The 19923-nt window shown below is 61.0% G+C and carries 17 protein-coding genes; 11 read left to right on the plus strand and 6 right to left on the minus strand.

Annotated elements, in window-relative coordinates; all coding sequences use genetic code 11:
* Nucleotides 1-24 precede the first annotated feature (24 nt).
* The 4 genes from alr to V6L81_RS16110 all read left to right on the plus strand — a co-directional run bounded on the left by alr (nt 25) and on the right by V6L81_RS16110 (nt 5447).
* Nucleotides 25-1254, plus strand: coding sequence for an alanine racemase (gene alr / locus V6L81_RS16095; protein ID WP_095018494.1), 1230 nt, complete (start codon nt 25-27; stop codon nt 1252-1254).
* A 189-nt stretch (nt 1255-1443) separates the two neighbouring features.
* Nucleotides 1444-1956, plus strand: a complete 513-nt coding sequence (locus V6L81_RS16100; RefSeq protein WP_095000093.1) for a sigma-70 family RNA polymerase sigma factor — start codon at nt 1444-1446, stop codon at nt 1954-1956.
* Nucleotides 1953-2924 (plus strand): DUF4880 domain-containing protein, encoded by a 972-nt coding sequence (locus V6L81_RS16105; protein WP_095000092.1) that lies wholly within the window; start codon nt 1953-1955, stop codon nt 2922-2924. The genes V6L81_RS16100 and V6L81_RS16105 overlap by 4 nt, the downstream gene beginning before the upstream one ends.
* Nucleotides 2925-3035: 111 nt before the next feature.
* Complete coding sequence (locus V6L81_RS16110) at nt 3036-5447, plus strand: TonB-dependent siderophore receptor (RefSeq protein ID WP_338660146.1); 2412 nt, start codon at nt 3036-3038, stop codon at nt 5445-5447.
* Between the two features lie 45 nt (nt 5448-5492).
* Here V6L81_RS16110 and nikR read toward each other — a convergent pair whose 3' ends face one another.
* On the minus strand, nt 5493-5900 hold the full coding sequence (gene nikR, locus V6L81_RS16115; RefSeq protein WP_095000090.1) for a nickel-responsive transcriptional regulator NikR: 408 nt from the start codon (nt 5898-5900) through the stop codon (nt 5493-5495).
* Between the two features lie 90 nt (nt 5901-5990).
* Between nikR and nikA the strand changes: the two genes are divergently transcribed.
* Genes nikA through V6L81_RS16140 form a run of 5 tightly spaced genes read left to right on the plus strand, consistent with a single transcriptional unit; the run spans nt 5991 to nt 10904 of the window.
* Nucleotides 5991-7565, plus strand: a complete 1575-nt coding sequence (gene nikA / locus V6L81_RS16120; protein WP_338660147.1) for a nickel ABC transporter substrate-binding protein — start codon at nt 5991-5993, stop codon at nt 7563-7565.
* Between the two features lie 3 nt (nt 7566-7568).
* Nucleotides 7569-8510 carry a nickel ABC transporter permease subunit NikB gene (nikB, locus tag V6L81_RS16125; protein WP_095000088.1) on the plus strand — a complete coding sequence of 314 codons (942 nt, stop codon included), beginning with the start codon at nt 7569-7571 and terminating at the stop codon, nt 8508-8510.
* Nucleotides 8507-9352, plus strand: coding sequence for a nickel ABC transporter permease subunit NikC (gene nikC / locus V6L81_RS16130; RefSeq protein ID WP_095038887.1), 846 nt, complete (start codon nt 8507-8509; stop codon nt 9350-9352). The genes nikB and nikC overlap by 4 nt, the downstream gene beginning before the upstream one ends.
* Nucleotides 9349-10122, plus strand: a complete 774-nt coding sequence (locus V6L81_RS16135) for an ATP-binding cassette domain-containing protein (RefSeq protein WP_095000086.1) — start codon at nt 9349-9351, stop codon at nt 10120-10122. The genes nikC and V6L81_RS16135 overlap by 4 nt, the downstream gene beginning before the upstream one ends.
* Nucleotides 10119-10904: an ATP-binding cassette domain-containing protein gene (locus V6L81_RS16140; RefSeq protein WP_095000085.1), complete on the plus strand. Its 786-nt coding sequence runs from the start codon at nt 10119-10121 to the stop codon at nt 10902-10904. Before V6L81_RS16135 ends, V6L81_RS16140 begins: the two co-directional genes overlap by 4 nt.
* Before the next feature lie 161 nt (nt 10905-11065).
* Here the strand turns inward: V6L81_RS16140 and V6L81_RS16145 are convergent, their stop codons facing one another.
* Nucleotides 11066-12160 carry a polyamine ABC transporter substrate-binding protein gene (locus V6L81_RS16145; protein WP_338660148.1) on the minus strand — a complete coding sequence of 365 codons (1095 nt, stop codon included), beginning with the start codon at nt 12158-12160 and terminating at the stop codon, nt 11066-11068.
* The gene (locus V6L81_RS16150; RefSeq protein WP_338660149.1) at nt 12157-12981 is read right to left on the minus strand and encodes a carbon-nitrogen hydrolase family protein; all 825 of its coding nucleotides are present in this window, start codon (nt 12979-12981) and stop codon (nt 12157-12159) included. Before V6L81_RS16150 ends, V6L81_RS16145 begins: the two co-directional genes overlap by 4 nt.
* 93 nt (nt 12982-13074) lie before the next feature.
* Between V6L81_RS16150 and V6L81_RS16155 the strand changes: the two genes are divergently transcribed.
* Together V6L81_RS16155 and V6L81_RS16160 are read left to right on the plus strand one after the other, a co-directional pair.
* Complete coding sequence (locus tag V6L81_RS16155) at nt 13075-13857, plus strand: helix-turn-helix transcriptional regulator (RefSeq protein WP_095000082.1); 783 nt, start codon at nt 13075-13077, stop codon at nt 13855-13857.
* 103 nt (nt 13858-13960) lie between these two features.
* Complete coding sequence (locus V6L81_RS16160) at nt 13961-15700, plus strand: dipeptidase (RefSeq protein WP_095023327.1); 1740 nt, start codon at nt 13961-13963, stop codon at nt 15698-15700.
* A gap of 77 nt (nt 15701-15777) precedes the next feature.
* Here V6L81_RS16160 and V6L81_RS16165 read toward each other — a convergent pair whose 3' ends face one another.
* From V6L81_RS16165 to V6L81_RS16175, 3 genes are all read right to left on the minus strand, one after another.
* The gene (locus V6L81_RS16165) at nt 15778-16878 is read right to left on the minus strand and encodes a P1 family peptidase (RefSeq protein ID WP_338660150.1); all 1101 of its coding nucleotides are present in this window, start codon (nt 16876-16878) and stop codon (nt 15778-15780) included.
* A gap of 88 nt (nt 16879-16966) precedes the next feature.
* Nucleotides 16967-18067, minus strand: coding sequence for a polyamine ABC transporter substrate-binding protein (locus V6L81_RS16170; protein WP_095000079.1), 1101 nt, complete (start codon nt 18065-18067; stop codon nt 16967-16969).
* A gap of 269 nt (nt 18068-18336) precedes the next feature.
* The gene (locus V6L81_RS16175; protein ID WP_095019854.1) at nt 18337-19923 is read right to left on the minus strand and encodes a FadD3 family acyl-CoA ligase; all 1587 of its coding nucleotides are present in this window, start codon (nt 19921-19923) and stop codon (nt 18337-18339) included.

Consider the following 19923-nt stretch of genomic DNA (forward strand, 5'->3'; position numbering starts at 1 on the left):
AAATAACGTATGGAAACTCAGCAAATGCCCTTCACCCGTACCCTTCTTGCCCTGTCTTTGGGCATGGCTTTAATGCACAACCCGGCCTTCGCCGCCCCGCCGCTGTCGATGGTCGATGGCGTTGCCCAGGTCAATACACAGGACAGCAACGCCTGGGTCGAGATCAACAGAGCCGCGTTCGTCCACAACATTGGCGTGTTGCAAGCGACTGTGGGCGACAAATCGAAAATCTGCGCCGTGCTCAAGGCCGATGCCTACGGCCACGGCATCGGCCTGCTGATGCCTTCAATCATCGCTACCGGTGTGCCTTGCGTTGGCGTGGCGAGCAATGAAGAGGCTCGCGTGGTACGTGAAAGCGGCTTCAAGGGCCAACTGATCCGTGTGCGTACGGCAGCACTCAGCGAGCTGGAAGCGGCGCTGCCGTACAATATGGAAGAGTTGGTAGGCAACCTTGATTTCGCCGTCAAGGCCAGCCTGATTGCCGAAAAACACGGCCGTCCGCTGGTGGTGCACCTGGGCCTGAACTCCAGCGGCATGAGCCGCAACGGCGTGGAAATGACCACCGCCGAGGGCCGCCGCGACGCGGTCGCCATCACCAAGGTGCCGAACCTGGAAGTGCGCGCGATCATGACCCACTTCGCGGTAGAAGACGCCGACGACGTGCGTGCAGGGCTCAAGGCGTTCAACGAGCAGGCACAATGGCTGATCAATGTTGCAGAACTCGATCGCAGCAAAATCACCCTGCATGCGGCCAACTCGTTCGCCACCCTGGAAGTGCCGGAATCGCATCTGGACATGGTTCGCCCGGGCGGTGCGTTGTTCGGCGACACGGTGCCGTCGCACACCGACTACAAGCGCGTGATGCAATTCAAGTCCCATGTCGCTTCGGTCAACAGCTACCCCAAGGGCAACACCGTGGGCTATGACCGCACCTGGACGCTGGGCCGCGACTCGAAACTGGCCAATGTCACCGTGGGTTACTCCGACGGTTACCGCCGTGCCTTTACCAACAAGGGTATCGTGCTGATCAACGGCCATCGCGTGCCGGTGGTGGGCAAGGTCTCGATGAATACCCTCATGGTCGACGTTACAGACGCGCCGGATGTCAAAAGCGGCGACGAAGTGGTGTTGTTCGGGCAACAGGGCAAGGCCGAAATCAGCCAGGCGGAAGTTGAAGACATCAACGGTGCATTGCTGGCCGACCTGTATACGGTGTGGGGCAACTCCAACCCGAAGGTCCTGGTCGAGAAGTAGGGCCTGCGTAGAGCTTGTAGAGACTCTGTTGCAGGTCAAGCCCTAGTGTGGGAGCGAGCCTGCTCGAGAACGACTTCGCGAGCAGGCTCGCTCCCACATCTGACACAGCGCGAAACATTCCCGAGCATACGCTAATGAGAAGCGCTATCATTGCGATCCTTGTCAGTGTCTGCTCCGGGATTGCAATCGATGCTCACGTCCTCCCCTTCCTCACGCCGTGCCGTGGGTGAACTCTATGTTCAGCATCACGGCTGGGTGGTGCAGTTGCTGCGCCGCAAGCTGGGCAATCAGGAGCAGGCTCTGGATCTGGCCCAGGACACGTTTGTGCGCATGCTGCGTACCGACACACCCGCGCCGCTGCGCGAACCCCGGGCCTATCTCACCACCATTGCCAGCCGTCTGTGCGGCCAATACTTCCGTCGTCAGGCGCTGGAGCGGGCCTATATGGAGTCCCTGGCGCTCCTGGAGCCGCAGCTTGTGCCCTCCCCGGAATCTCGCCTGCTGGTGTTGGAGGCACTGGACGCCGTCGGCCAGGTGCTCGATGGCCTGGGCGCAAAAGTGCGGGAGATTTTTTTACTGTCGCAACTGGACGGCCTGACCTACCCGCAGATCGCCGAACGCATGGGCCTGACCGTCAACGTGGTGCAAAAAGCCATGCTCAAGGCTTACCGACACTGCTACAGCGCGGTCTACACCGGGTGAGTCTGTTCGAGCCCGCCAACACCCAGCGCCTCGACCAGGATGTGGTCGAGCAAGCCTTGCAGTGGATGGTCACCGTGCAATCGGGCGTCAGCACCGAGGCCGAGCTTCTGGCCTGCCAGCATTGGCGCGCGCAATCCGCGCAACATGAACTGGCCTGGCAGCGCCTCACCGGGCTTAATACCGACATTCGCGACAGCACCCGCATGCTGCCTGCCGCTGGTGCCCGGACGTTGCTGCGCTCGCGCAATGCCCCGGGCAGACGCACGCTGCTCAAGGGCTTTGCCGGCCTGGGCGTGATGCTGGCTACCGGCTATGGGGTGCGGGAACGGGTGCTGCTGCCAGAGCTGTTCAGTGACTATCGCACCGCCACCGGCGAGCGGCGCCAGTTAACTCTGGCAGAGGGTGTCGACCTGACCCTCGACACCCACACCGCCCTCGATACCCGCACCACCGCCGCTGGCACGGAACTGTTCCTGAGCCTGGGCCGCGTGCTGGTCAGCGCTGGCGATATCAGGCTCAGCACCGCCAATGGCCAGGTGCTGCCCGCGCCCCGCTCACGCCTGGTGATCAGCCACAACCTGCCGTGGCAGGCAGGCACCCAGGTCCAGGTGCTGAGTGGCAGTGCATCGATCAAGCTGGCACGGGGCGACAGCTTGAGTCTGGATGCCGGCCAGCAGGTAACGTTCGACAGCCAGACAGACAGCACACCGCGCCCGGTCACGGTCGGTGCCGATGCCTGGGTCAACGGCCTGCTGATCGCCGAACGCATGCCACTGGGCCAGGTGATTGCCCAGCTCAACCTCTACCGCCGTGGCGTGGTGCGCTGCGACCCGCAAGTCGCGGCATTGCGGGTGTCAGGATCGTTCTCCATCGACCGCCCCGATGCCAGCCTCGACCTGCTCACGCGGGTGCTGCCAATCCGCGTGCAGCGAGTGTTTGGCTACTGGGCCAACGTGGTCGCGGCCTGAAAATAATTATTTTCAATACCGCCGGCAGTTTTTCTTATCTGGTGCATCAAGTTCAGGGAAGACGCTGATTAACAGCGCAACGCCGACCCTTTTCACACATGGACAGTCTTTATGCACAGCCGACTTACCCCCCTCGCCGGTGCCTTGCGCACCTTTGTATTCGGTTTATCCATTGCCACGGCCAGCCAAGGCGCATTCGCAGCCTCAGGCAGCGAGCATGCCTACAGCATTGCGCCGGGCAGCCTGGACGCGGTGCTGGGCAGTTTTGGCCAACAGTCCGGGGTGATGATCGCGGTGGATTCGAGCCTGACAACCGGTATGCGCAGCAGTGGCTTGAGCGGCAACTTTGCCGTCGACGAAGGCCTGCAACGGCTGCTCGCCCCGCTGGGCCTGCAGGCGGTCACTGACGGCGACGGTTACCGGGTTGTTGCCAGATCAGCGCAAGGCAACGGTGAACTGCAATTGCAGGCCACCCAGGTCACCTCCAACCAGCTTGGGACCATCACCGAAGGCAGCGGCTCGTATACCCCCGGCACCATCGCCACGGCCACACGCATGGTACTGACGCCACGGCAAACGCCGCAGTCGATCACCGTGATTACCCGCCAGCATATGGATGATTTCGGCCTCAACTCCATCGACGAGGTGATGCGCCATACCCCTGGCATCACCGTCTCGACCTTCGACAGCGAGCGCACCAACTACTATGCCCGCGGTTTCTCGGTGGAGAACTTCCAGTACGACGGCATTCCCACCCTGCGCAACTCGGCGTACTCCTCGGGCCAGACCCTGAGTGACATGGCCATCTACGACCGCGTGGAAATCCTCAAGGGCGCCACGGGCCTCTTGACCGGTGCCGGAGCCCCGGGGGCGACGATCAACCTGATCCGCAAAAAACCGACCCGCGAATTCAAGGCCAGCATCGATGTCGGTGCCGGCAGTTGGGATAACTACCGCACCCAGGTTGACGTCAGCGGCCCGCTGACCGACAGCGGCAACATTCGCGGCCGTGCCGTGGCGGCCTACCAGGACAAGCACTCGTTCATGGACCGCTATGAGCGCAAGACCGGGGTCTATTTCGGCACCCTCGAAGCCGACCTCAGCGATGACACCCTCCTGACCCTGGGCTTTGATTACCAGAACAACGACCCCCACGCCTCGGGCTGGTCGGGCAGCCGCCCGCTGTTCGACCGCAACGGCGAGCGTATCGACGTCAAGCGCTCGTACAACAACGGCGCCAACTGGAGCCGTTGGGAGCAGACCACCCAGAGCGTGTTCGCGACCCTGGAGCACAGCTTCGCCAACGGCTGGGTCGGCAAGGGCCAATTGACCCATCAGGTCAACAGCTACGATGCGCCGCTGGGTTCGGTCATGAGCGGCCCCTTCCCGGCCACCGGCCTGTCGTCGATCTATGCCAACAAATTCACCGGGAACACCCGCACCGACGCCGCCGATGCCTACTTCAGCGGCCCCTTCAGCCTGGCTGGCCGCGAGCATGAACTGGTGATCGGCGCATCGGCCTCCAGCGCCCACTGGCAAGGCAAGGACTACGGCAACCCGACCTTCCTCAGCGCCAACGTCATTGATTTCTGGAACTTCGACGGCAAGACCACCGAGCCGGACTGGGGCGCACCGACCCAATACAACGACACCACCACACGCCAGACCGCAGGCTACATCAGCGCACGCTTCAACCTGACCGACGACCTTAACCTGCTGTTGGGCACACGGCTGGCCAACTACTGGCTGACCGGGGATTACCACACCACCGAGACCGGCCGCCTCGTGCCTTACGTGGGTGTTACCTACGACCTGAACGACAACTTCACCGCGTATGCCAGCTATACCGACATTTTCATGCCGCAAACCTACAACCGCGATCGCAACAACAAAGTGCTTGAGCCCGATGAAGGCAAAAACTACGAAGTGGGAATCAAGGGCGAGTTTTATGGCGGCAGGTTGAACACCAGCCTGGCCTATTTCGAGGTACATGAAAGCAACCGCGCCGAACCGGACGCCGAGTACAACGCCGATCCGACCAACCCGTCGATCCTCTATGCATCAGTCGGCACCAAGGCCAAGGCCAAGGGCTTCGAAGCCGAGATGTCCGGCGAACTGGCACCGGGCTGGCAGGCCCAGGCCGGTTTTACTCACAAGGTCATTCGCGGCAGCGACGACGAAAAAATCTCGACCTGGGAGCCCGAAGACCAGTTGAGCCTCTACACCACCTATAAATTCAAGGGGCCGCTGGACCGCTTGACCATCGGTGGCGGCGCGCGCTGGCAGAACCGCAGCTGGCAGAACATCTACAACCGCGCCAAGGACCAGTACCAGGACTTCAGCCAGGACGCTTACTGGCTGGTCGATGCAATGGCCAAGTACCAGGTCAGCGAGCACCTGTCCACCACACTCAACGTCAACAACCTGTTCGACAAGCAGTACTACACCAATATCGGCTTCTACAACACGGCGTATTACGGTGACCCGCGCAATGTAATGGTCAATACCCGCTGGGATTTCTAAGGCGCATTCTTTGCGCCCGCTGGACACTCAAGCACTGACCCAGCGCTACTCGAGATCTCCCAATGGAATAATCTGTGCGCTGCCATGGCGCACTCCGCGCTCGGCCATCACCTGGCGCGTCAGCTGCGCCACCTCGCCGACCGTGCCCTTGAGCACCGAGACTTCCATGCACTTGCCCTGGTCCAGATGCACATGCAGCGTCGACAGGGTCAGGTCATGGTGCTCGTGAAAGGCCGTGTTCAGACGCTTGGACAGCTCCCGGGTGGCGTGGTCATAGACGTAACTCAAGGTTGCCACGCAGGCACTTTGCGGGTCGCCCTGCTCCGGTTCCAGCAGGCCGGCGCGCAACAGATCGCGAATGGCCTCGGAGCGCCCCTGGTAGCCGTGGGTGCCAACGCGCTCATCAATTTCGGCCAATAAAGCATCGTCCAGCGAAATAGTGACCCTCTGCATCTAATCGGCCTCGCAGTTATGAACTTTTGACATAGACTTCATACCCAGCATCTGATCAGGCCACTGGCCATCAACTGAGGGAGACGCAGTGTGAAGCAGTCATGGACTAAAAAACAGCTGACCTTATGGATGATTGGAGCCTGCCTGAGCGCAGGCTTGTCGACTGCATGGGCGGGCGATGCGACCCCCACACTGACCTACTCGTGGCCAACCAATGCCGGGGCGCTGGACCCTCGCGGCTATTCGCCGAACCAGATGTATGCCCAGGCCATGGTCTATGAACCGCTGGTGCGCTATACCGCCCAAGGCACTCTGGAACCCTGGCTGGCCACGTCATGGACGGTGTCAGCAGATGGCAAGACCTACACCTTCACCCTGCGCGACGGTGTGACCTTCAGTGACGGCAGTTCGTTCAACGCAGCCGCAGCCAAGGCCAACCTCGACGCGGTGCTCGCCAACAGCAAGCGTCATCAGTGGATGGAGCTGGTCTCCACCCTGGAGCGTGTCGAAGCACCGGACGAGCACACCCTGGTGCTGGTGCTTAAACACCCCTACTACCCGACCCTGATGGAACTGGCGCAGGTTCGCCCGTTGCGCTTTGCCGCCCCCGAGGCAAAGCCCGGCGTGCCGGTGGGCACCGGGCCCTGGGTACTGACGCAAACCCGCCGTGGCGAGTTCGACCGCTTCGAGCGCAACCCGCACTACTGGGGGCCCAAACCGGGCTATGGTTCGGTACTGGTGAAAGTCATCTCCGACCCGGACAGCCGCGCCATTGCCCTGCAAACCGGTGAAATCGACCTGATTCAGGGTGCCGACGGCGAAATCTCCCCCGGTACCTTTGTGCGCCTGCGCGATTCGGGCTTCAAGACGGCCATTTCCGCACCGCTGGCCACCCGTACCGTGGCAATGAATACCGGCCTGGCTCCGACCAATGAACTGGCCGTGCGCCAGGCGATCAATCAGGCCGTGGACAAGGACACTATCATTGCCAAGGTGCTGCATGGCCAGGAGCCGCGGGCCGATGCGCTGTTCGCCAGCAACATGCCGTATGCCGACCTGGGCCTCAAGGCACTGCCCTACGACCCCGAGCAGGCCAAAAAAAACCTGGAAGCGGCAGGCTGGAAAGTCCCTGAAGGCAAACGCATTCGTGAAAAAAACGGCCAGCCGCTAAGTATCGAACTGGTGTTTCTGGGCCCCAGTGCCCTGCAAAAAAACCTCGCCGAAATCATTCAGGGCGAACTGGCCAAGGTCGGCATCGACGTCAAGTTGCGCGCCGAAGAAGACGGTGCCCTGGTGCAGCGCCAGCGCGAGGGCAAGTTCGGCATGATCTTCGCCGATACCTGGGGCGCTCCCTATGACCCGCACTCGTTTGTCAGCTCCATGCGCTACGCCGGACACGCCGACTACATGGCCCAGCTCGGCCTGCCGATGAAGGCGGCCATCGACCGGAAAATCGCCGAAGTACTGGGCGAAACCGACGCGGGCAAGCGCGCTGACGATTACCGCGAGATCCTCACCACCCTGCACGATCAGGCCGTGTACCTGCCGATCTCACACCTGACGGCCATCAGTGTCAGCGGAAAAAACGTCGACAATGTTCAATTCGGCAGCACGCTGTTTGATGTGCCGTTCGAAGTGATGCACCCCACCACAGGGAAGCCATAAACCATGCTGCGCTATATTATCCTGCGGCTTGTGCTGCTGATCCCGGTGCTGCTGGGGGTGTCACTGATCGTCTTTGTCCTGCTGCACCTGGGCAATGGCGACCCGGCCCTGGACTACCTGCGCCTGTCGCAGATCCCTCCAACCGACGCTGCGCTGGCCGAGGCACGCCACGCACTGGGCCTGGACCGGCCACTGCCCGAGCAGTACCTCACCTGGCTGTGGAACGCCGTGCACCTGGACTTCGGCACCTCCTATATCACCGGGCGCCCGGTGCTCGATGACATCCTCTATTACCTGCCCGCCACCCTTCAGCTGGGTGGTCTGGCGCTGCTTGCCACGCTGGTAATGAGCATTCCGCTGGGTCTGGCGGCGGCCCGCTGGAAAGGTCGCTGGCCCGACCAGGTGGTGCGTTTCATCACCTTTATCGGTGTTTCCATGCCCAATTTCTGGTTGGCTTTTTTGCTGATTGCATTGTTCTCGCTGTGGTTGGGCTGGTTGCCGCCGATGGGCCGTGGTGGTCCGCAGCATCTGCTGATGCCGGTACTGGCGATTGCCCTGATGTCGATGTCGATCAACGCCCGCCTGCTGCGCGCCAGCCTGCTGGATGTGCGTGAGCATCGACACGTGTTTTATGCCCGGGCCCGTGGCCTGAACGAAAAGCGTGTATGGCGCGACCATATCCTGCGCAATGCCTGGATGCCGCTGGTGACCGCCACCGGCATGCACATTGGCGAGTTGCTCGGAGGTGCCCTGGTGATCGAAACCATCTTCGCCTGGCCCGGCGTTGGCCGCTTCGCGGTCAGCGCCGTGCTCAACCGTGACTTCCCGGTGATGCAATGCTTCACCCTGCTGCTGACCACACTGCTGGTGCTGTGCAATCTGGTGGTGGACATCTGCTACGCCTGGCTAGACCCGCGCACACGTTTCTCGGGGGTGATGGCATGAGCACAATAGCGGCGGTCTATACCGGCAAAAAATACGCCGCGCGCATCGGCTACGGACTGGTCGCCCTGCTGTTGCTGATGGCGCTGTTCGGCCCCTGGCTGGCACCCTACGACGCCACCCTGGTGAATCTGGACGAGCGTTTGCTGCCCGCCAGTACCAGCCATTGGCTGGGCACCGACCACCTGGGGCGCGACGTGCTCTCACGCCTGATCGTTGGTACGCAACTGTCCCTGGGCAGCGTGGTGCTGGTGCTGGGTCTGGTACTGGTGCTGGGCGTGGTGATTGGCGGTATCGCCGGGATAGTCGGCGGCAAGCTCGACATGTTCCTGATGCGCCTGTGCGACATGTTCCTGACCTTCCCCACCCTGGTGCTGGCGTTTTTCCTGATCGCCTTGCTGGGTACCGGCCTGACCAATGTGATCATCGCCATCGCGCTGTCCCACTGGGCCTGGTATGCGCGGATGGTTCGCGGCATGGTGCTGGCCCAGCGTAACCGGGATTATGTGCTGGCTTCACGACTGGCCGGTGCCTCGCGCCTGACCCGGCTGCGCCAGCATGTAATGCCCAACGTCGTGGGGCAACTGCTGGTGCTGGCGTCGATGGACATTGGCCACATGATGCTGCACGTCTCGGGCTTGTCCTTTCTGGGTCTGGGCGTCAGCCCGCCAACCCCCGAGTGGGGCGTGATGATCAACGATGCCAAGGAGTTTATCTGGACCCAGCCGCAGTTGCTGCTGTGGCCGGGCCTGATGATCTTTATCTCGGTGATGGCCTTCAACCTGCTGGGCGACGCCTTGCGCGACCGCCTTGACCCCAGCGTACTGGCGGAGATCAAGGAATGAAACACACATTGGTGATTCGCGACCTGACCCTCAAACACCGGCAACGCACCCTGGTCGACCGGGCCGAACTGACCCTCAGGGCCGGCCAGGTGCATGCGCTGGTCGGTGCCAGCGGTTCAGGAAAATCGCTAACCAGCCTGGGCATCCTCGACTTGTTGCCTCCTGGCGTACACAGCAGCGGCGCCACCCTGTTGCTGGATGGCCAGGTGGTGGATGCTGCGCAATTACGCGGGCGCGAAGTGGCATTGGTGCTGCAGAACCCGCGCAGCGCCTTCAACCCGGTACGCTCACTGCGCCAGCATGCCCTTGAAACCCTCCAGACCCGCGACCTGCACGGTGCCGAGGCCGAGCAGCTGATTCAGAGCACCTTGCAGGAAGTGGGCCTGCACGATGCTCAACGGGTGCTCGACTCATTTGCCTTTCAATTGAGCGGCGGCATGCTGCAACGGATGATGATCGCCCTGGCCCTGCTCGCCGACAGCCGTTTTTTGCTGGCTGACGAACCTACCAGCGATCTGGATGTTGTGGCGCAGGCACGTTTTCTCGACCTGCTGGAACGGCTGGTAGCGCAGCGCAACCTTGGCGTGCTGCTGATCACCCATGACATGGGCGTGGTGGCGCGCTGCGCCGATCAGGTCAGCGTCATGGCCCACGGCCGTATTGTCGAACAGGCCGATGTTCACCGGCTGTTCAATTCACCGCAAAGCCAGGAAGCACGCACGCTGCTGGCAGCACACCACTCATTGACAATGGAGAGCTGCGCGCCATGAGTTTTATTCAGGTACGCGACCTTGAGCACGGTTACAGCGCTGGCGGGCTGTTCAGCAAACGGCATCGGGTACAGGTGCTGAGCGGCTTGAATCTGGACCTGCACGAAGGTCAAAGCCTTGGCCTGCTGGGAGGTAGCGGCAGCGGTAAAAGCACCCTGGCGCGCCTGCTGATGGGGCTGGAAAGCGCCGACCAGGGCAGCATTGTGTTCAAGGGTCAGCCTCCGTTTTTACAGCGTGTGCAGATGGTCTTTCAGGATGCCCTCAGCGCTTTCAACCCCCAGCGCAGCATTGGCTGGAGCATTGCCGAGCCTTTGCGCCATCTTTCAGACATGGACGCCTCGGCGTGCAGGGCCCGGGTTGAGCAATTGCTCCAGCAAGTCCAGCTTGAGGCCCGTGACATCGACAAGCTCCCGGCACAACTGAGCGGCGGGCAACTGCAGCGCGCCGGTATTGCCCGGGCCATGGCGATCGGCCCGCAGCTGATTATCCTCGACGAAGCCCTGTCCAACCTTGACCGGGTGCTGCAAGTGCAGATTCTGGATTTGCTCGCACAGGTACGGCGCGAGTCGGGCACCGGTTTTTTGCTGATCACCCATGACCTGAGCCTGGTGCAGCGTTTTTGCCAACGGGTGGTAGTACTGGCAGACGGCAAGCTGGTGGAAGACCTGCCGGTCACGGCGCAGATGCGCTTTACTCACCCGGCTGCGCGAACCTTGCAGGAGGCGGTGTTGCCGGCGATGCCCAGGGCCAGGAGCGTTCGTGAGCCGCAGTTGCAGGCCTGAAACGGCTAACACCCACAAACCGTAGCAGTTGCCTGTTCCTTCGACAGCGGCTACAGGAAACTGCAACTGTGGGAGCGAGCCTGCTCGCGAAGGTCGTTCGCGAGCAGGCTCGCTCCCACAATAGGGCTTGACCTGTCACAGAGTATCGACAAAGGCTGGCTTCACGTTCCGCTTTTAACCTTGCTCCACACCCGCGTGCGCACCCGTTCAAGCTTGAGCGGCAACGGCTCCAGCGGGAACAAAGTGGCCATGACTTTCTCGTCAGGGTAGATATCCGGGTTGTCGCGCAACGACGGGTCCATCAGTGGCCTGGCGTCCTGGTTCGCATTGGGATATTTGAGGTAGGTCGAAGTCCGGGCTATCACCTGCGGGCGCAGCATGTAGTCGATAAAGGCCAGCCCCTGCTGCGGGTTGGGCGCGTCGTTGAGCAACACCATGCTCTCAACCCAGATCGGCGCCCCTTCACGGGGGATGCTGTAGCGGATATTGCGCCCATTGCCGGCCACCTGCGAGGCGGTTTTGGCGTCTTGCACCCCGCCTGCCCAGCCCACCACCACGCAAATGTTGCCATTGGCCAGGTCGGTAATGAATTTCGACGAGTCAAAATAGCGGATATAAGGACGTAACGTCAGCAGCAACGCTTCGGCCTTGGCATAGTCCCGGGGGTCGCTGCTGTTGTATGGCAAGCCGAGGTAGTGCAAGGCGATTGGAATGATTTCACCGGGGGCGTCGAGCATGGCTACACCGCACTGGCTCAATTTGCTCAGGTTCTCGGGCTTGAAGATCAGGTCCCAGGAATCCACCGGCGCATCCGGCCCAAGTATCGCCCTGACCTTGTCGACGTCATAACCCACCCCGGTCGTGCCCCACAAATACGGCACGGCATAACGATTGCCGGGGTCAATGCTCTGCATCTTGGCAAGGATGGCCGGGTCCAGGTGTGCGAGGTTGGGCAACTGCCCCCGATCGAGTTCCTTGAGCACCCCGGCCTTGATCAGGTTGGGTAGCAGGTCACCGGTGGCCACAACCACGTCATACCCGCTGCGACCGGCCATCAGCTTGCTTTGCATCACATCGCTGTTGTCGAACACGTCGTACATCGAGGCTGTGCCGGTTTCGGCCTGGAAGTTTTTCATCGTGTCCGGAGCGATAAAGTCGTACCAGTTGTAGATATTCACCTGAGGTTCGGCGGCGTGAACCAGGCTGCAACCCAATAGCGCAGCCAGGGCAATAACCGTCGTGTTTTTAGTCTTCATTGGCTGGCTCCGATCAACAGTTCGCGACGCCCGTCCGAGTGCTCAATCTGTTCACCCGACAGCAGCAAGCGACGATCCTTGAGGTAGTCGTAGTCACGCCGGGCAGCCTTGAGCTGATCCAGATCCAGCGCTACAACATGGCGAATCTCATCGCGCCCGGCCTCGAGCAACACCCGCCCGAACGGATCGACCACCATGCTGCCACCCGCGAACACCAGCCCGTCATCCCCGCTACCGACGCGATTGACCATCACCGCAAACGCCTGGTTCTCCTGGGCACGGGCCATGATCGAGGTACGATGCACCGGGCCGTAGGGGTCCATATTGCCGTTGGTGACAATGATCAGTTCAGCCCCCAGTTGCGCCAGTGCTCGGCCGGTTTCCGGCAGTTCAATGTCATAACAGATCAGCAGGCCAACCCGCACGCCCTGCCAGAGCACGGTGGTAAAACGGTCGCCGGGGGTAAAGTCGCCGCGTTCACTTGGCCACAAATGGGTCTTGCGGTACTGCAAGGCGATCCCCTCGGGCGTGACCAGTACCGAGGTGTTATAGAAGGTGCCGTGATGATTTTCCGCCAGCCCCACCACCACACTGACTCCACGTTCGCGTACGGCCTGCAATACCGCACCCAGGGTCGGGCCGGTCAATGGCTCCGCCACCTGCGCCAGTTGCTGGCCGCCGACAAAGCCGGTCAGGTGGGTCTCCGGGAATACCAGCAGCGCAGTATCGTCAGCGCAGCTGGCGATGGCGCTCAATGTACGCGACAGGTTATAAGCGGTGTCGCCGTCACGGCCTGCCAGTTGCACCAGTTCAATGTTCATCTCGGATCCTTGCAGGGTGGGATGAGCCGAGTATGGTGCGCGGCACCGCGCCAATAAATGACTTCGATGGGGTAACACCCGGTGGGTAGTGAGATGAATCTGACCTTGCAGGATGTGGCCTGGCATGACGCGATGGGCCGCGTGATCGAAACCCTGGACCGGCCCAATTTCTGGACTGCGCTGGTACGTTTGCTGGGCCGCTATGTACCCGTGGACAACTGGGTGGTGCTGATCTACAGCGCCGGCAAGCCACAGGTTCTGGCCGAGTCCCCCGGTGCAGACGGTGGCATGGATTCGCTGTTCCAGGACTACCTCAAGGGGCTTTACCTGCTGGACCCGTTTTATATCGCCAACCGTGAAGCACCGCAAAGCGGCTTGTTCCGCCTGCAGGACGTGGCCCCCGAATGCTTTGAACAGACCGACTACTACCAGCGTTATTTCCGCCTGAATATCGTTACCGACGAGGTGCATATCAATGTGCAACTCGACAATCAACGCACCCTGAGCCTGTCACTGGGCAGCCAGTGCCGTTTCAGCCTGGAACAGAGTGCATTGCTGGGGTTGGTGCAGCCGTGGGTGGCCGCCTTGATGCGCCAGCGCCTGGTTTTTGAGCGCGACCCCAAGGAGGCACCGGAGCTCACGCCCAACTGGCAAAGCCGCCTTGAAGCGGCTGCCGAGCAGTTGACCTCGCCGTTGACCGCACGCGAAATGGAAGTCGCCCTGTTGCTGCTAAGTGGTTGTTCAAACAAGGAAATCGCCCGAAAACTGGCAATCTCTGCGGAGACCGTCAAGGTCCATCGCAAGCATATGTACGGCAAGTTGGGAATCAAGTCACAGTCCGAACTGTTCTCGCTGTTTTTGCAGGCGCAAGAATAAAAAGCGCTTAACGTGGCAGCGCCTCGCAGTGTAAGTTTGGAAATGTTTTGTTTCACTTACTTCATGTTTCCATTCAACGACCTGTACAGGAACGCCCTGCAAAATGGACTTTTCACTTAAACAACTGGCCGCTGCAACCATGATGATGGCCAGCCTCGCTGCGTTCAGCACTGCAGCCCACGCCACCATCACCCCGCAACAGAGTGCTGTCATCCTCAAGACGTTCAGCGACACCCATGTCACTGACTTCCGTCAGTTTCTGGGGGCGTTGGCCAAGAGTGAGCTGGCGCAAAAAGATAATCTCGGCCCGACCATCAGCGCCTTTCTCGACAACAAGGCACTGGCCCCCGAGCAACAGAACGAGATCTATCGCCTGCTGGGCCTGTATACCCGGCTCAAATACGGCAAGGCGGCTACCGACACCCTGCGTGAACTGGTGGCCATCCCCACCGTCAACCTGGACGACGTACCCCAGTACGAGAACCCGCAATTTCTCAAGATCGCCGACAAGATCAAGGATCTGGCCAAGGCCTTTAACCTGAACTTTCGCAATATCGACAACCGTGTCTATGAAGTCTCCCTCGAAGGCAGTGGCGATGAAGTGGTCGGTATTCATGCCCACGCCGACGTAGTGCCGGTAACCCCGGAAAACTGGGTACTCAAGGACGGCACCCAACTCGACCCGTTCAAGGTCACACTGATCGGTGACCGTATGTACGGGCGCGGTACGGAGGATGACAAAAACGGCATCGTGGTGGCGATGTACGCCATGAAAGTCATCAAGGAAGAACAACTGCCACTGGCCAGGAACTTCAAGTTGCTGATCGACACCACCGAAGAAACCAGCGGTGATGCCATTCCTTATTACTTCGAACACAACCCGGTGCCCAACTACAACCTGGCGCTGGATGGCGGCTACCCGGTGGTGATTGCCGAAAAAGGCTACGGCACCGTTATGGCCACCTTTGCCCGGCGCAAGGGCGAAGGCCAGGGCGCCGAAATCGTCTCGCTGACCGGCGGCATGGCGACCAACCAGATCCCGTCGACGTCGGTAGCAACCCTGGTGACCGACAAACCCGCCGAACTGGCTGCCAGCCTGAACAAGGCCGGTGCAGAATATGCCAAACGCAATGGCGGTGATTTCGAGGTCAATGCCAAGGTGGTTGGCAAGGATGTCGTGCTGACCGTAACCGGGGTTTCTGCCCACTCCTCAGAGCCCGAGTCGGGGGTCAACCCGGTGGCACGGATGCTCGACTTTATCAGTAGCGTCGACGGCCCTATCGCCCTCAAGCACAACCACATTACCGACGCAGCGCACTATGCTGCCGACAACTGGGGCCTGGACTACAAGGGCGGCAAGCTGGGGGTCGGTTTTGCCGATGACTTTATGGGGCCGCTGACCACCTCACTGACCTTTGTGGGGCTGGACGACAAAGCGCTCAAGCTGGCGGTCAACCTGCGCGTGCCCAAGGGCAAGTCGCCGGAGGCGCTGAAAGCGCAGATTGCCGAGAAGCTGACAGCCTGGAGCAAGAGTCAGCAGGTACCGGTGAGTTTCGAGTACTCGATTGCCGAGCCGATGTACCGCAACCCCGAGGGTGAGTGGGTCAAGGCGCTGTTGGCGGTAGCCAGCGAAAACCTGGGCATGGAGCACACGTACGGTACTTCGGCGGGTGCAACCTCGGTGCATGAACTGCCTAATGGCGTGCAATTCGGCTTGGCCATGCCGGATGTGAAATACACCGGGCATACCGATAACGAATTCAAGACCGTGGAGCAGTTCATGCTGGACCTGCAGATCGTCACCGAGATGATGGCCCGGGTGGGGCAGTTGCCGAAACTGTAAGGGCACATCCCCGTAGCAGCTGCCGAGGAACGCAGCCTCGTTCCTACGGCAGCTGCTACGCAAGGTTGAGGCAGCCCTCAGGAGGCTTTCCAGCCCACCTGCTGCAACGCTGCCAGCAACAGTTCGGGCTTGAGCGCCAGAACGGTATTGCCACATCCGCTCAGGTCATCCGCACCGAGCATGGCATTGAGTATCGCCTCCTCTACCGCATCCGCAGCCGCCACAAACAGCGCCGAGATGTAATCGTTGTTGACCATCTGCAATGCCGTGGTCGGCTCCCCCGGATGGCCGAAGTTGGCCGCCGGCAAATTGCTGTTGCCCACCGCAAAGGCAATAAAAATATCGCCGCTGGAGTCTTCAGTGCCGCCCCCCACTCGCGCCAGCCCGACACTGGCACGCTGCGCCAGACGGGTACACTGGTGTGGCAACAGCGGCGCATCGGTAGCGATGGTTATCACGATCGAACCCATGCCCGGCACGCCCACATTTTTCTCGCTGTTAAACGGGGACGGTACGTCATCCAGCACGGTACCCACCGGGTAACCCCCCACCCGCAAGGCTTCGCGCACACCATAGTTGGCTTGCACCAGCGCACCGACGGTCCAGCCCCCCTGCTCCGGGCTCAACACTCGCGAGGATGTGCCAATGCCACCCTTGAACTCGTGACAGATCATCCCTGTGCCACCGCCCACATTGCCCTCCTGCACAGGGCCTGTCCTGGCATCCTGCAGGGCAAGTTGCACATGCTCGGCCGTGACATGCTGGCCCCAGATATCGTTCAGCGTGCCGTCGTAGGTTTCCAGCACCACCGGCATGCACCAGTAGGTGTGCTGCTTGCCCAGCTCACGTTCGGCTGCCACCAGCGCATCGCGCACCACGCCAACACTGTGGGTATTGGTATAGGCAATCGGCGAGGTCAGCAAACCGGCTTCGCGAATCCACTCCAGCCCCGTGGCGTCGCCGTTGCCATTGAGCACATGCACGCCGGCGAAGCAGGGTTGCAGGTGGGTGGCTCCCGCACGCGGCTCAATCACGGTGACACCGGAATGGATGGAAACATCGCCGTTTTCAACGTTGAGGGTGTGATGACCCACTCGCACACCCGGTACGTCGGTGATGGCGTTGTACGCCCCCGGGGTGCCCGAACCGATGGTGATGCCAAGCTCACGGATACGCATGGTGCTTTCTCGTCGTTCGATTAAGTGCAGCCAGTGTAAGAACCTGGCCGGCACTTGACGATAACCCCCATGCACTACCTCCGAGGGGTTACTTGTCCGACTTGATACTGGTCCACACCCGGGTGCGCACGCGCTCCATTTTTTGCGGCAACGGTTGCACCACATACAGCGACTTGAGCGCCTCGCTGGTCGGGGTCAGGTTGGGGTTACCGGTGATGTCCTTGTTGATCAGTGCCAGCGAGTCCTTGTTGGCATTGGGGTAACCCAGAAAATCACTGATCCCGGCAATGACCTTGGGCTCCAGCAGGTGGTTGAGAAATTCGTGGGCCTCTTCGACATTTTTTGCACTTTTAGGGATGGCGAAGGTGTCAAACCAGATCGGTGCGCCCTCCTTGGGCAAGCGCCAGTCCACCACCACGCCGTTGCCCGACTCTTTGGCGCGGTTGCCAAACTGGTAGAAGCTGCCGGAATAACCAATGGCCACGCAGATGTCACCATTGGCGATATCCGTCATGTACTTGGCCGAGTTGAAGTAGGTCACGTAGGGGCGGACCTTGAGCATCAGCGCCTTGGCTTTTTCATAATCGGCCGGGTTCTGGCTGTTGGGGTCCAGCCCTAGATAGTGCAGGGCCAAGGGCAGGATTTCCGAAGGTGAATCGAGCATCGCCACGCCGCAGGATTTGAGTTTGGCCATGTTTTCGGGTTTGAACACCAGGTCCCAGCTGTCCACCGGCGCATCCTCACCCAGCGCAGCCTTGACCTTGGCCGGGTTGAAACCGATCAGCACCGTGCCATACATGTAGGGCACGGCGTACTGATTGCCAGGGTCATTGGTGTCCAGCAGTTTGAGCAGCGCCGGATCCTGGTGCTGCCAGTTGGGCAGCTTGCTCTTGTCCAGCTTCTGGAATACCCCCGCCTTGATCTGGGTATCGAGGAACTGGTTGGACGGCACCACCAGGTCATAGCCCGAGTTGCCGGTGAGGAGTTTGGCTTCCAGGGCTTCGTTAGTGTCGAAGGAGTCCCAGGTGACCTTGATGCCGGTCTGTCTGGCGAAGTCCTTGGGCACAGACGGCAGGATATAGTCCGCCCAGTTATACACCCGCAGCTCGCGCTGTTCGGCCTGTACGGCACTGGCCAGCAGCGTCAGCCCACAAACAGTGGCGCTCATCAAGCGTTTCAGAGTGTCCATGGCTCAGTTCCCCGGATTCGGCGTGAGATCGATCGTTGTTATGTTCTGTACACGGCAGCGGCCTGCAAAAGGCCAAGGGCAAGGACGAAGTGGTTTGTTGTTATTGAGTGACGGGGTTGATTCTTGCCGAGAGCCCGGCACGATCACAGAGGGAGGCAGGCCAAAAGGGGACAGTTATGGCCATTGTCGATGTCCGGTTCTATGTCCGAAAAAGCCCCCCTCACCCCGGCCCTGGAGGCCAGAGTGAGGGCGAGCGCACAGGTGGCCCGTTACATGAATCCCGCCCGCAACTCATTCTTCGCCACCTTGTTCGACGCATTCACCGGCAGCGCGTCATGGAAGCGCACCACACGCGGTACCTTGTAATTGGCCATATGTTCACGCGCCCACTGGATCAATCCTGCCTCATCCAGTTGCACACCATGACGCAACACCACGCACGCACACCCTACCTCGCCCATACGCGCGTCGGGTATACCGATTACCGCCACCTGGGCAATGCCCGGATGCTCCATCAGGCCGGCTTCTATCTCAGCCGGGTAACAGTTGAAACCACCGACGATAAACATGTCTTTAAGCCGGTCGGTGATGCGCAGATTGCCCGCAGCATCCTGCTGGCCTATATCCCCGGTGTGCAACCAGCCTTCACTGTCGATGGTTTCAGCGGTGGCCTGCGGGTCTTCAAAGTAGCCCTGCATCACATGAAAACCGCGCAGGCAGATCTCCCCCGTGCTGCCCGCCGGTAAAGCCCGGTTTTGCGGGTCACGGATGCTCACCTCGGTGCCCGGAATCGCCCGGCCACTGGTGCTGGCGATGATCGTCGCCGAGTCAGCAGGGTCGCAAATAGTGGCCAAGCCGCCGCATTCGGTCAGGCCATAGGCCGTGGTCACCACCGCAAAGCCCAGTTCGCTGCGCATGCGCTCGATCAGGATCGGCGGCACCGTCGCCGCGCCGGTCACGGCAATGCGCAGGCTCGACAGGTCGGTTTCCGCCAGCTTGGGATGGGCCAGCATCGACAGGTACAGGGTCGGCGGCCCCGGCAACACGGTGATGCGCTCTGCGGCAATGCGCTGGAACACCGCTTCGGCGTCGAACACCGGGTGCGGCAGGATGGTCGCCCCCGCCAGCAGGCAGGTCAGCCACCCCGCCTTGTAGCCAAAGGCATGAAAAAACGGGTTGATCACCAGATAACGGTCACCGGCCTGTAAACCGATCACCGACACGTATTCGCTAAAGGCCCGAATCGTTTGACCATGGGCGCTCATCACGCCCTTGGGCTTGCCGGTGGTACCGGAGGTAAACAGCAGGTCGCTGAGGTCATCGCTATTCACGCTGGCTGCACGCAACAGCGCGGCAGACTCGCTGGTGGCCGCGCCAATGGCCACAAAACCGTCCCAGTCCAGGCCGGCGGAACTGGCCGCCGTGGTTTCGCCCAGCAACACCAGGCACTTGAGGCTGGCCGGTCGATAGGGCGCGAGCAAAGCCAGGTAATCGGTGCCCAGAAAACTCGGCTGCACAAACAGCAGACGGCTGCCGCTGCGCAGCAAGATATCGGCCGCTTCAGGGCCTTTCATCCGGGTGTTGATCGGCACCATGACCGCCCCCGCGCAATGAATGCCCAGCGCGGCAATGATCCAGTCCCGGCCGTTGGGTGCCCAGATCGCTACCCGGTCGCCCTTGCCAATGCCCTGAGCCATCAGGCTGCGGGTTACGCCCAGGGCCAGGCGCGGCAGTTCGCTGTAGTCGATGCATTGGCCATGTTCTTCAATGGCCGTGCGCCCGGCATGCTGCACCGAGGCGTTGAACAGCAGTTGCGGGATCGAGCGCGGCAGGCTCTGTTGCAGGCTGGAAGTCAT

The organism is Pseudomonas bubulae, assembly GCF_037023725.1.
In the GTDB taxonomy this organism is placed as follows: Bacteria; Pseudomonadota; Gammaproteobacteria; order Pseudomonadales; family Pseudomonadaceae; genus Aquipseudomonas; species Aquipseudomonas bubulae.